Raw genomic sequence first — 12,228 nt, 5'->3', positions numbered from 1 at the left:
GTCTGGTCGGTTACACTGCTGCTAGCTGAGTAGCCGCTTCAAATAAACGTGCAGTTTTACTATAAATGACATCAAAATAGCTTTGTTCCGTGGTGTTTGGGTCATTGACATTCATCAACTGCATGACTTCACCTTGCGCAATTCTGTTCGTCGCGTCAGATAAAATACGCATTACTTTCATATTATCCAATTCGACCATCATCTGAAATGCACGTGAGTATAAGAAGTCACCGACTAACACACTGGCTTGATTGCCAAATAATGCGTTCGCGGTCTCCCGACCACGGCGTAATAAAGATTCATCGACAACATCATCATGCAATAAAGTTGCAGTGTGGATAAACTCAATAATCGCAGCTAAATGGTGGTGTTGTTGGTTGGTGATACCTAATGCCTGAGCTGATAGCACGCATAGTAGGGGTCTTAAACGTTTCCCACCACTATTCACAATATAAAAACCGAGTTGCTGGATCAGCGCGACATCAGAGTCAACTTGAGTTTGGATCAATTGGTTAACTTGCTGCATGTCATCATGTGCAAGTTGTTTGATATCGTCTGAGTGCATGGTTTCGGTCATGAATAGTGTTTACTGCTGAGGTCCAAATATGGGAAATGGATGTAAATAATATATATTAATGTTACATTAATTTTGAAAAATTTCAGCCCGTTTATCTGGTTTTTTCCCGCTAATAGACAAATAAATCACAGAGATACGCCTAAAGTCGTGCCCTACGCTAGAATTTATTACAAAACTAAAATTATCACTTGTATCAAATTATCATTTTACGTATACTCTGCGCCCTAATTTTTAAATAAAGCGTCCTTGTACGCAGAGCGGAGTTAAATATGTACGCGGTTTTCCAAAGTGGTGGTAAACAACACCGTGTGGCTGAAGGCCAAACCGTTCGTCTAGAGAAAATCGAAGTCGCCCCAGGCGAATCAGTAGAATTCGATGACATCTTGATGGTGAGCAATGGTGAAGATGTTAAGATCGGCACACCTTATGTAGCCGGTGGTAAAGTAACTGCAGAAGTGATTACACATGGTCGTGGCGAGAAAGTAAAAATCGTCAAGTTCCGTCGTCGTAAGCATTCACGTAAGCAGATGGGTCATCGTCAGTGGTTCACAGAAGTGAAAATCACTGGTATCAACGCATAATAGGAGAGCTAACACATGGCACATAAAAAAGCTGGTGGTAGTACCAAAAACGGTCGCGATTCAGAAAGTAAACGTCTTGGCGTTAAGCGCTACGGCGGTCAATCTGTATTAGCTGGTAATATCATTGTTCGTCAACGTGGTACTAAGTTCCACGCCGGTGACAACATGGGTATCGGTAAAGACCACACTTTATTTGCTTTAACTGACGGTAAAGTTCAGTTTGAAGTTAAAGGTCCTAAGAATCGTAAATTCGTAAGTATTGTTGCTGAGTAATTAATACTACAAGATTCTTATAAACCTCGCACTTAGCGGGGTTTTTTGTTTTTGGCACCGTCAAAAGCATTAATTTCTGCGTGTTTTATGGATGAAGTGCGCAACCTAGCCTTGATGCGTGTATAATTAAGGTTCACAAGCGATAATATTGAGTAAGATAAGTAGTCATGAAATTTGTAGATGAAGCAGAAATTCGCGTCGAAGCGGGCGATGGTGGCAACGGCGTAGTCGGTTTTAGACGAGAGAAGTACATCCCAAAGGGCGGCCCTGATGGCGGCGATGGTGGTGATGGTGGTAGCGTCTACTTAGTCGCTGATGAAAATTTAAACACCTTGATTGATTATCGTTTTGAGCGGTTTCATCGTGCTGAACGTGGTACCAATGGCCAAGGGGCTAACTGTACTGGTAAAGGCGGTGCAGATTTGGAAGTAAAAGTACCTGTAGGTACTCGAGCGACGGATAAAGATACGTTAGAAGTGCTAGGCGACTTACTTAAGCACGGTCAACGTCTTAAAGTTGCTCAAGGTGGTTTCCACGGCTTAGGTAATGCACGCTTTAAGAGTTCGACTAACCGCGCTCCACGTCAAAAGTCTAATGGCACACCTGGTGAAATCCGTAACTTGCTGCTAGAGCTGATGCTATTAGCTGATGTAGGCATGCTTGGCTTGCCGAATGCGGGCAAATCGACCTTTATCCGAAGTGTTTCTGCAGCAAAACCTAAAGTTGCTGATTATCCATTTACAACACTTGTGCCTAACTTAGGTGTTGTGCGTATGGATGCGATGCAAAGTTTTGTGATTGCAGATATTCCAGGACTCATCGAAGGTGCCTCTGATGGGGCCGGTTTAGGCATACAATTTTTAAAGCATCTTGAACGTTGCCGAGTATTATTGCATCTAGTCGATATAATGCCGGCGGATGGCAGTGATCCAGTAGAAAATGCTAATGCGATCATCAAAGAGCTTGAGCAATACTCTCCTAAACTCGCCAAGAAACCTCGCTGGTTAGTGTTTAATAAAATTGATTTGATGTTCGAAGATGAAGCGCAAGCATTGTGTGAAAAAATTGCAAATGACTTGGGCATTGAAAATTATTATCAAATTTCTGCATTCCAAAAGCTAAATGTCGACACTGTTTGTCGGGATGTTATGGATTATCTTGAATCATTGCCTGATGATGTGACAGCAGAAGAAGAGCAAGAAGAAGTTGATTTCAAATGGGATGCTTATCATCAAAAAGTGATTGCAGAGCATGTAGACGTTGATGAAGATGATGACGATTGGGATGATGAAGATGATGATCACCCTAATACGTTTTATGTATAGTTATCTAACATTAAACTAAACGCTTAAATTACCCATAAGTGTTTTACAAATAAGTCAAAATCCTCTAGCGTGATAATGGTATTGCTGTCTTATCAACAGTACCATTATCATCAAAATAACGAGGTCTCTATGTTAAGCTATATCACTCTTGGTGTATCGGATTTAGAAAAGTCTGAAGCCTTCTACAATGCTTTACTCGCTCCTTTAGGTGCAAAAACCCTGATTAAAATGGATCGTATTATTTTTATTGGTAAATCAATGCAAGAGCCAATGATTTCGATCTGCGTGCCTTACAACGAACAGGATCCACATCCAGGTAATGGTAATATGTTTGCTATTTCTCCCGGCTCAAAAGAACAAGTAAATGAGTTACATGCATTAGCCTTATCACTTGGCGCAACATGTGACGGTGAACCTGGTCAGCGCATCCCTGACGTATTCTATGGTGGTTACTTTAAAGATCCTGACGGGAATAAAGGAGTCTTTAGTCATTTTGGCTAAATATCCAGTGAGATAATAATGAGATACAAAAAAGGTCACCTAGCGAGGTGACCTTTTTTATTATGATTCCACTTTTACAATAGGCTGGCAATATAGTACTTCACGTTTTCTAATGCTTGATAATATGCGGTGGTGACACTAGGAAAATCATCAGGTTCATCCCACTCACCTTGAGGCTGAACTAATTCATTAAACCTCATATATTGCACATATGCATTGGTATTTAAATCAACGGTATACACTAATCCTGCAACATAGCCTTGAGGATCACCATTTGGGATATAGCTACTGAAACTTCTATACGCACCATGTTCACGAATGTCGAGGACAACTAGCATGTCTAAACCGAGTGTGTCTTTAAGCACTCTGAAATCACGTTTAGCGAATCCGATATCCCCTTTGAATTTCTTCATTTTATTAATCGGTGAGGATAAATTGGTTTCAATCAAATCAACATCAAGTGACTTATATTTATCAATAACAGCAGTTTTCAACACCAATAATTCATCAGCTGAAATCGTATTTTTTAAGTGAGTATCTAAAGCGCTCGTTAGTGCCGAGGCAACGCCATAACATAACAAACAATTTGCACCATAAATATTGGTCGTAGCATTGGCTTTAGGTGAGATATAAGCAAATCCAATACTTTTCCCATCTTCTTGCACCACATTTTTGACCAGCGGTATAAATCCTTGCGGAGTAGAGCCACATGCAGATAAGAGCAGTGCAAGGCCACTAATGAAGAATAGTTTTAAATGTCTGGTAGACACGGTTTTTGTCTATCCTAAATGTTATATTGTGTTTAGTGATTGAATAATAATCTGATTAAAAATAAATAGCGACCTAAATCCAGCGTGGAGTTGATTTTGTATATTGGGCAAATTCTTGTGAGAAAAGCTTAAGTAAAGCACGCTCTTCTGGGATGATTTGAAAACGTGTTATATATAATATAAAACCAATAGCAACAATAGGAAATAAAAAACTTTGCATGTCTAAGCCTGCTGCAATAATTACGAAGACAAATCCTAAATACATAGGATTTCGTGTTCGTTGTAAAATACCTGATGTAATTAACAATGAACTATTCTCAGGAAAGTGAGGATTAACTGTCGTGCGCTGCTTACGAAAATGCCATACAGCCAATATGATAATAGTCAGTCCAATAGTTAAATTTATTATAGCTAAGCTTAAAGCAAATCCGTTAGGTAAGCCTAAATTAGGCAAATAAAGTTGTGCAGAACCCATTCCTGATATAGCAATTAGCAATAAAGCAACGGGTGGAATTTTTAATTCTAAGAAATTCATGGTCTTAATCATGGCTTTAGCAGTAAACTATAGTTAAGCAAATTATTAATCAAAGTGCAAAATAATGACGACTACACACAATTCTAAACTTGCCATAATTGTTGCGATGGCACACAACCGGATCATTGGTGCTGACAATGATATGCCATGGCATTTGCCGGCTGATCTACAGCATTTCAAGCGCACCACAATGGGTAAACCTGTGGTCATGGGTCGAAAGACTTATGAGTCTATTGGTAAGGCATTGCCAGGTCGACATAACATCGTTATTACTACGAATCCTGATTATCACTTAGAAGATGCCTCCGTTGTGTATAGCGTTGATGAAGCTCTTGCTTTGTGTGCACAGGAAGATGAAGTAATGATCATTGGTGGTGGTAGCATTTATGCCTTATTAATTGAACATACTCAGACGCTGCATTTGACCTTTATTGATAAAGCTGTCGCTGGAGATACTACTTTTCCAGATTGGACTGAGTATGGTCAATGGGAAGAAGTGAGTCGTGAGCAGCATCAAAGAGACGAAAAAAACCCACACGATTACGAATTCGTCACATTACAAAGACAGACTTAGTTATCGGTCTTTTTTGTATAAACTGAAGGTGTAAATATATCCATAAACTCCACTAAATAAAATAGAAGGAGTCACGGTTAGCCAGAGGTTAGGTGTCTCGTTAATAACATTCACACTGATGACAATGATCCCTTGTACGCTCATGGGTATGAGTGGACTAAATAATGCGCCAGTGAATCGGTTCTCCCGCAAATATCCAGCCGATTTATCCAGTAGCTGATTAAAGCTTCGCCTTATTTGGGATGCGTATGGCGTGTGATGGTAGGGTAAACATAAGAGCGGAGTGACAAACGCAAACGAGACACAGCTGGCTTTAAAACGTCGATAACTCCATTCTGTGATTAACGTAAAGCCAAACGTAATGGCTGCGCTGGTAGAAGCTTGTACTAGTGCTACTTGCCATAACGCTTCAGCTGACACTGTTGATGACATATTTGCAAAGTATGCCCACCCCCCATAAAAACAAAACGCGACTAATGCAGATAGTAATAATCGAACAATGGGCGGCATAATTTGACCTTATTCAAGAGTGGCAGGGGCAATGATGCCATACTGAATTAATATAATCATGGATACCATCATAATGGGGATAGCGATAACCGTTGTCGAGACGACAATATTGGCAGCTAACACCGGATTTGAATTGGTTTTCTTTGCCATGATATAGCTAGCTGCAGCTGTGGGTGATGCACTCATCAAAAACAAAATGCCCATTTCCACCCCTCCTAAACCTAATGTATATCCAATAGATAATATAACAGCTGGATATAGAAGACATTTAGCAATATTGGTCATGATCATGGAACCAATTGCCGCGCGCATTGCAAAAAACTCTAACGAAGCCCCGGTACATAGTAATGCTAGTGGTAAGGTGAGCTGGGCAAAATACGCCAAACTCACTTTTGCGACACCGGGTAATTGTACCGAAAAATAAGATGCCGTTAGCGCAAGTACAATCGATATTATGATTGGGTTTTTGAGTAAGGCGATAATGTTATCTTTAACAGAGTGTTGTTTGTCAGAATAAAAATTGAGTAATAACACGGCCAATAAATTATAGATTAAGGTGGTACACGCCATAAAGACCGATGCGGTTGCAAAAAATTCAGGGTAAGCGTTGGCACTGAGTGCCAGACCCACAATGCCTATATTTGAACGATATGCCCCTTGAATAACAACACCACGGTCAGTTCGCTCAGGAATAATAAATTGGCACATTAACACCATTAATAGCACAAATATGATGGTGCCAATCACACTGGTGAGGATCAAATCTGGATTCGCGGCAGTGCTAAAGTCAGCAGTATAGATAGCATTAAACAGTAATGCAGGTAATGACACGTTGTAGATGAGTTTTGAACCACCTTCAACAAACGCTTCACTCATCAGACCGACGCGTTTAAACACCACTCCAGCAATAATCAGGCACATGACTGGGGCGATAACGAGGAGTGCAGTAATAAGCGCGGGTGAATTCATTTTAGAAATTTCTGTGTGATGTATATCAAGATTATAAGGGGTTAAAGGTGAGAACTCACGTGAAATAATAGATTGTTCCCAAATAGTAAGATTGAGTCAAAGCTATCAGTTGGCGAGTTGATGTTTTCTCTCATCAAACAGACATCACCCTAACTGATTTTTACAAATTAATAACATTACTTGGACGACTAGAATAGTTGTTTGGTAATCTAATGACGTTTTCATTAGCAAGCAAGGAATACGATCATGACACAGCAGGCTAGCTTTACCCGGATGCAAGATGGCACTCTCGAAGATTGGCAAATTATTGGTGCAGCGCATTATGAAGAGTTCAAAAACACCGCAGACCGATTCATTGGCATGCTCCAGTCGCTCGAGCAACACACCTTAGGGTTTGCTTGTGATCAACTGCAACATGCGTTAATGGCGGGTACCTTAGCCCGTCGCGATGGAGCGAGTGATGAACATATTGTGATTGCTTTGTGCCATGATATTGCAAAAGTCATTAATGTACCTAATCATGGTGCAATCGCTGCAGAAATGATGCGCCCATACATTTCTGAAGACAGTTATCATGTGGTGTATAACCATCAAGCCTTCCAAGGTGAATATTATTATGAGTATCTAGGCGCACCTACAGATTTACGCTTGCAATGGCAACATGAATCTTGGTATCCATTGGCTTGTAAATTGGTGGATGAATGGGATGCACCCGCTTTTGATCCTGATTTTGAAGTGGATCCGCTAGACAGTTTTATTCCACTTATGCGCAAGGTATTTCATGACCAGCCTATCGCGATAGGTTAGTTAATCTGTTAACAGATATTTAACGGCAATATATCCTTAAATATGCTACCCTGCACCCGAATTTTTTATGGGTGTAACAAAGTATGTTTAATTTTGATTTTGCCGGTAAGTTTGCCAATAACAACGTGAAAAACGATGTGTTATCAGGCATTACTGTGGCATTGGCATTAGTACCAGAAGCTGTAGCGTTTGCGTTTGTCGCAGGCGTAGAGCCGATGGTGGGTCTTTATGCAGCGTTTATGATGGGCTTGATAACTTCAGCGATTGGCGGTCGTCCGGGGATGATTTCTGGAGCTACTGGGGCAATGGCTGTTGTGATGGTCGCGTTAGTCGCTCAACACGGGGTGCAATACTTATTTGCTGCTGTTGTGGTTGCCGGTGTGCTGCAAATCCTAGCGGGGGTATTTAAGCTCGGTAAATTTATCCGCTTAGTGCCTTATCCTGTTATGCTTGGCTTTGTTAATGGCCTGGCAATTGTGATTTTCTTAGCCCAGCTTGGGCAGTTCAAAATCTTTGATCAAACTACTGGTATCCAAACATGGATGCAAGGTGAGATGCTGTATTTAATGCTTGGTTTAACCGCATTAACGATGGCGATCATAGTCTTTTTACCTAAATTAACCAAAGCGGTTCCAGCATCGCTAGCGGCGATAATCGTAGTGACAGGACTGGTACACGGTTTGGATTTAGAAGCGCGCACGGTCATTGATTTTGTCCGTGATATGCTACCAGAAGCGGAAAAAGCGTCAGCAACATTAGCCGGGGAGTTACCTAGCTTCTCTATCCCAATGGTACCGTTTACGCTTGAAACGCTTTATATCGTATTACCTACCGCGATAATTCTATGTTTAGTGGGTTTGATTGAATCGTTATTAACCTTAACGTTAATCGATGAGATGACCAGTACTCGTGGTCGTGGTAACAAAGAATGTATTGGTCAAGGTGTTGCGAATACGGTTAATGGTTTCTTCGGTGGAATGGGTGGTTGCGCCATGATTGGTCAGTCTATGATCAACATTAATTCTGGTGGTCGAGGTCGATTATCAGGGATCACTGCTGCGCTAGTATTATTAGGCTTTATCCTTTTTGCTTCACAACTTATCGAAATGATCCCATTAGCAGCCTTGGTTGGTGTGATGTTTATGGTAGTGATAGGCACCTTTGAGTGGGCATCATTCAAAATTATTCGCGGTGTGAACAAAGAAGATGCGTTCGTGTTATTCCTTGTGACCTTTGTCACAGTGATCGCTGACTTAGCGATTGCGGTAGTTGTTGGTGTTATCGTTTCAGCCTTAGTGTTCGCATGGAAACATGCGACCCATATCGCTGCAAAGACCCATGATGACAAAGATGGCTGGAAAGTGTATGAATTAGAAGGTCCTTTATTCTTTGGTTCGGTAACCCACTTTAAAGAGATCTTTGATCCAGAAAATGACCCGACTGATGTGGTGATTGATTTCAATGAATCGCGGATTTGGGATTCATCGGGTATTGATGCATTAGATACGCTAGCAGGTAAATATGAAGCAGCAGGTAAAAAACTGCATATTCGTCATATCTCTCCAGAATGTCGTGTGTTATTGCGTAAAGCATCTCGTTACGTTGAAATTAACGTCAACGAAGATCCGCGTTACTTTGTCGCGACGGATGAATTAGGTTAAACCTATCTAACTCTAGATACGACAACAGCTATCATCATCAGTATGGTGGCTGTTGTTCGTAGCTGTTATCTTAATTATGCACTACCTAAATCTCGCCACATAACTAATAAGCGTTCGCTCCATTTCATAAAATGAAACTTTTATGACAATTTATCAATGTAACAATTCTGTCATTTTCCCTCGATATTCTACAGAGAGTTTTTTTACTAAAGATATTTCATAGGGAATAAATATGAATATAAAACACATATTTCAAGCATCTGCTGTTGCATCGGCATTAGTATTAGCCGGCTGTGGTGGCGATATTAATATTACTGAAGGTGATATTACTAACACTAATACTACTACGACGACTAATAATGCACCAAGCACGCCTTCAACACCTGTAGTTGATGATAGTGCACCTGGTGTCGCATCTCCATTTTTGAGTTCTCAAGTGTCCACTGCATTGGGCTCTTCTGTAGAAGTGCGCTCTTTATCAGGTCGTATTTCATCTGTAGGTGACGCTGCAGAAACTATTACATTAACGAATGACACTGTATGGGCATTAGAAGGTCCTGTGATTATTGGTGATGACAACGAAAATTCCGTCACGCTTGAAATCGAACCAGGTACAATTATTTTTGGTCGTTCAGGTGCTGATTATTTAGTTATTAGCCGTGGTTCAAAAATTGAATCAACAGGTTCTGCAACAGACCCGGTAATCATGACATCTTACAATGATGTTGTTGGTGCAGAAGTTGGTCCAGGCCAATGGGGTGGTTTAGTTATCTTAGGTAACGCACCATCAACTAAGTGTCCAACAGATGGCACAGCATGTGCGCTTCAAGTAGAAGGTGCTGTCGAAGGTTCTGTATTCGGTGGAACTGACGCGACTGATAATTCTGGGATTTTACGTTACACCGTCGTTAAGTATGCCGGTTTCGAAATTGCTCCTGATAACGAATTAAACGGTATCACATTCGGTGGTGTTGGTTCTGAAACAACGGTTGAATATGTTCAGGTTCACGCTAACTCTGATGACGGTGTTGAATTCTTCGGTGGTTCTGTTAACGCTAAGTACTTAGTATTAACGGGTAACCAAGACGATTCTGTTGACTGGGATAACGGTTATAACGGTAAATTACAATACGTTTACGTAGAGCACGCACGTGACGGCTCAGATGCGAACCGTGGTATAGAAGGCGACGGTGACGGCGGTAACGCAAACGATGATGGCGGTGCATTCCAGTTCTCGGCACCAATGGTTGCTAACATGACTGTCATTGGTAATACCTTTGACACTGAAGATTCAGATTCTGAAGGTTTATTACTACGTGACCAAACAGCCGCTAAAATTATGAACTTATTAGTGACTGGCCCTGAAGAAATGGGTGAGTGTCTTGAGTTTGATAGCGATGCGACTGTTCAAGGTAACTTAGACGATGGCGACCTAACTATCACATACTCTGCGTTAGTATGTAGTGAGCCTGTCAAAGGTGTAGATGTTCCAGGGAAGACCACTGAAGAATTAGTAACTTGGTTTGAAGGTCAAGTAGGTAACCAAATTGTTGATTTTACTGATGCAGATGCACGCAATGCGCTTGGTATAAACAACGATGGTTCTTTGACTTCTGAGTCTTCATTGCTAACAGCGGGTGGCAACCCTTCTACATTAGATGGTTTCTTTGCAGAAAACAGCTTTGTAGGTGCTATAGGTGCGACTGATTGGCGTCAAGGTTGGGCATTCGGATTTGGCGGTGGCCAAGTTGCGGTTGCGGCTTCTCAGTCAGGTTGTCCCGCAGGCACCACTACGATTGCTTCTGTTGACGGCGAAACAAACACATGTCAAGTTTCAGGTCGTATTACTTCAGACTTAACATTAACAGCTGGGAACATGTACGCACTTTCTGGTGCTGTATTTGTTGGTGGCGATAACACTGATTCTGCTACATTGACAGTAGAGCCTGGTGTTATTATATATGGTTCTTCTGGTAACGATTACCTAGTGGTAAGCCGAGGTTCACAAATCGATGCGAACGGAACCGCGACAAACCCAATTACTTTCACTTCTCGTCAGCACGCACAAGACCCAAGCACACTAGTAAACGGTGCGCCAGGTCAGTGGGGTGGTATGGTTATCTTAGGTAACGGTCAATCTACTAAGTGTCCAACGGACGGAACAGCATGTGCGCTTCAAGTAGAAGGTGTACAAGAAGGTGCAGTATTTGGTGGCACTGATGATGCGGATAACTCAGGTACCTTACGTTATGTTCGTGTCATGCACGGTGGATTTGAAATTGCACCTGACAACGAGTTAAACGGAATCACATTCGGTGGCGTTGGCTCTGCAACAACGGTTGAGTACATTCAAGTGCACAAAAATGCGGATGATGGTGTCGAGTTCTTCGGTGGTGCTGTGAATGCTAAATATGTTGTTCTAACCGGTATCCAAGATGACTCAGTTGATTGGGATAACGGTTATGACGGTAAGATGCAGTTCGTACTTGTTAAGCACGCTGATGATGATTCTGATGCTAACCGTGGTATTGAAGGTGACGGTGATGGCGGAAACGCAGGTTCAGGCGAAGGCTTTGAATTCTCAAACCCAACTGTTGCAAACATGACTATCATTGGTAACGCATTTGACACAGCTGACACAGATTCTGAAGGTATATTACTTCGTGACCAAACGTCTGCGCAGCTATATAACTTTGTTATCACTGGCGCGGCTGGTGAATGTCTCGAGTTTGATAACGACGACACAGTTCAAGGTAACTTGACTGATGGTGATATCAACATTCAAACGTCAGTTGTTGCATGTGCTGAAAACTTCAAAGGTGTTGATGCACCAGGACTTGACACTGCAGGTGTTGAAGCATGGTGGAACGATGCGGCGCGTAACAATGCTGTTGCAGCTGATGAAGCGGCTGTTGTGAATGATATCTTTACTATCGCAACTGGTGTGGATGCTACAGACGTAAACGCTGTTGATTCATTCTTCACTACAACTGACTTCATCGGTGCTGTTAAAGACGCTGAAAATAACTGGACTGCTGGTTGGACTGTAGGTCTATAACCTAGCAAGTCAGTAATGCTTGATGATCAAGTGCGTTACCTTCGGTAGCGCACTTGTGTTTCAAACACTTCCAAATACAACAGTTAT

The 12,228-nt window shown here is 41.6% G+C and carries 12 protein-coding genes and 1 pseudogene; 8 read left to right on the top strand and 5 right to left on the bottom strand.

Annotated features, from left to right (window positions below):
• Nucleotides 1-13: 13 nt before the first annotated feature.
• Nucleotides 14-565, bottom strand: a pseudogene (locus G2999_RS12305) (polyprenyl synthetase family protein); the annotation flags it as partial.
• A 281-nt stretch (nucleotides 566-846) separates the two neighbouring features.
• Between G2999_RS12305 and rplU the strand changes: the two are divergent.
• From rplU to G2999_RS09415, 4 genes are all read left to right on the top strand, one after another.
• A complete protein-coding gene (gene rplU, locus G2999_RS09430) occupies nucleotides 847-1,158 on the top strand; it encodes a 50S ribosomal protein L21 (RefSeq protein ID WP_010180932.1) in 312 nt (103 codons plus the stop codon).
• A 15-nt stretch (nucleotides 1,159-1,173) separates the two neighbouring features.
• Entirely contained in the window at nucleotides 1,174-1,431 is a 258-nt protein-coding gene (rpmA, locus tag G2999_RS09425) for a 50S ribosomal protein L27 (RefSeq protein ID WP_010180935.1), read from the top strand.
• 167 nt (nucleotides 1,432-1,598) lie between these two features.
• Nucleotides 1,599-2,756, top strand: coding sequence for an Obg family GTPase CgtA (gene cgtA / locus G2999_RS09420; RefSeq protein ID WP_010180938.1), 1,158 nt, complete (start codon nucleotides 1,599-1,601; stop codon nucleotides 2,754-2,756).
• A 129-nt stretch (nucleotides 2,757-2,885) separates the two neighbouring features.
• Entirely contained in the window at nucleotides 2,886-3,257 is a 372-nt protein-coding gene (locus G2999_RS09415) for a VOC family protein (protein WP_010180940.1), read from the top strand.
• Nucleotides 3,258-3,331: 74 nt separating this feature from the next.
• On the opposite strand, the gene G2999_RS09410 is transcribed toward G2999_RS09415, so the two are convergent.
• A complete protein-coding gene (locus G2999_RS09410) occupies nucleotides 3,332-4,027 on the bottom strand; it encodes a hypothetical protein (RefSeq protein ID WP_010180942.1) in 696 nt (231 codons plus the stop codon).
• A 73-nt stretch (nucleotides 4,028-4,100) separates the two neighbouring features.
• Nucleotides 4,101-4,562: an isoprenylcysteine carboxylmethyltransferase family protein gene (locus G2999_RS09405; RefSeq protein ID WP_010180944.1), complete on the bottom strand. Its 462-nt coding sequence runs from the start codon at nucleotides 4,560-4,562 to the stop codon at nucleotides 4,101-4,103.
• Between the two features lie 64 nt (nucleotides 4,563-4,626).
• Here G2999_RS09405 and folA point away from each other — a divergent pair, with 64 nt between their 5' ends.
• The gene (folA, locus tag G2999_RS09400) at nucleotides 4,627-5,136 is read left to right on the top strand and encodes a type 3 dihydrofolate reductase (RefSeq protein WP_010180946.1); all 510 of its coding nucleotides are present in this window, start codon (nucleotides 4,627-4,629) and stop codon (nucleotides 5,134-5,136) included.
• On the opposite strand, the gene G2999_RS09395 is transcribed toward folA, so the two are convergent.
• Nucleotides 5,137-5,646, bottom strand: a complete 510-nt coding sequence (locus G2999_RS09395) for a hypothetical protein (protein WP_010180948.1) — start codon at nucleotides 5,644-5,646, stop codon at nucleotides 5,137-5,139.
• 9 nt (nucleotides 5,647-5,655) lie between these two features.
• Nucleotides 5,656-6,615 (bottom strand): AEC family transporter, encoded by a 960-nt coding sequence (locus tag G2999_RS09390; protein WP_010180950.1) that lies wholly within the window; start codon nucleotides 6,613-6,615, stop codon nucleotides 5,656-5,658.
• A gap of 246 nt (nucleotides 6,616-6,861) precedes the next feature.
• Between G2999_RS09390 and G2999_RS09385 the strand changes: the two genes are divergently transcribed.
• The 3 genes from G2999_RS09385 (at nucleotide 6,862) to G2999_RS09375 (ending at nucleotide 12,141) form a co-directional block, all read left to right on the top strand.
• The gene (locus tag G2999_RS09385; protein WP_010180952.1) at nucleotides 6,862-7,422 is read left to right on the top strand and encodes a metal-dependent phosphohydrolase; all 561 of its coding nucleotides are present in this window, start codon (nucleotides 6,862-6,864) and stop codon (nucleotides 7,420-7,422) included.
• Between the two features lie 83 nt (nucleotides 7,423-7,505).
• Nucleotides 7,506-9,083: a SulP family inorganic anion transporter gene (locus G2999_RS09380; protein WP_010180953.1), complete on the top strand. Its 1,578-nt coding sequence runs from the start codon at nucleotides 7,506-7,508 to the stop codon at nucleotides 9,081-9,083.
• Nucleotides 9,084-9,315: 232 nt separating this feature from the next.
• Nucleotides 9,316-12,141, top strand: a complete 2,826-nt coding sequence (locus G2999_RS09375; protein ID WP_010180955.1) for a hypothetical protein — start codon at nucleotides 9,316-9,318, stop codon at nucleotides 12,139-12,141.
• Nucleotides 12,142-12,228 lie beyond the last annotated feature (87 nt).

The sequence above is a fragment of the Glaciecola sp. HTCC2999 genome, assembly GCF_000155775.1.
Taxonomy (GTDB): Bacteria; Pseudomonadota; Gammaproteobacteria; order Enterobacterales; family Alteromonadaceae; genus Opacimonas.
The sequence above is the reverse complement of the archived record's forward strand: the minus strand, read 5'-3'. Positions and strand labels throughout refer to the sequence as shown.

What these genes read in the sequence shown, in the direction of transcription:
- rplU (WP_010180932.1), top strand. Translation starts at nt 847, where the DNA reads ATGTACGCGGTTTTCCAAAGTGGTGGTAAACAACACCGTGTGGCTGAA.
- rpmA (WP_010180935.1), top strand. Translation starts at nt 1,174, where the DNA reads ATGGCACATAAAAAAGCTGGTGGTAGTACCAAAAACGGTCGCGATTCA.
- cgtA (WP_010180938.1), top strand. Translation starts at nt 1,599, where the DNA reads ATGAAATTTGTAGATGAAGCAGAAATTCGCGTCGAAGCGGGCGATGGT.
- G2999_RS09415 (WP_010180940.1), top strand. Translation starts at nt 2,886, where the DNA reads ATGTTAAGCTATATCACTCTTGGTGTATCGGATTTAGAAAAGTCTGAA.
- G2999_RS09405 (WP_010180944.1), bottom strand. Translation starts at nt 4,562, where the DNA reads ATGAATTTCTTAGAATTAAAAATTCCACCCGTTGCTTTATTGCTAATT.
- folA (WP_010180946.1), top strand. Translation starts at nt 4,627, where the DNA reads ATGACGACTACACACAATTCTAAACTTGCCATAATTGTTGCGATGGCA.
- G2999_RS09395 (WP_010180948.1), bottom strand. Translation starts at nt 5,646, where the DNA reads ATGCCGCCCATTGTTCGATTATTACTATCTGCATTAGTCGCGTTTTGT.
- G2999_RS09390 (WP_010180950.1), bottom strand. Translation starts at nt 6,615, where the DNA reads ATGAATTCACCCGCGCTTATTACTGCACTCCTCGTTATCGCCCCAGTC.
- G2999_RS09385 (WP_010180952.1), top strand. Translation starts at nt 6,862, where the DNA reads ATGACACAGCAGGCTAGCTTTACCCGGATGCAAGATGGCACTCTCGAA.
- G2999_RS09380 (WP_010180953.1), top strand. Translation starts at nt 7,506, where the DNA reads ATGTTTAATTTTGATTTTGCCGGTAAGTTTGCCAATAACAACGTGAAA.
- G2999_RS09375 (WP_010180955.1), top strand. Translation starts at nt 9,316, where the DNA reads ATGAATATAAAACACATATTTCAAGCATCTGCTGTTGCATCGGCATTA.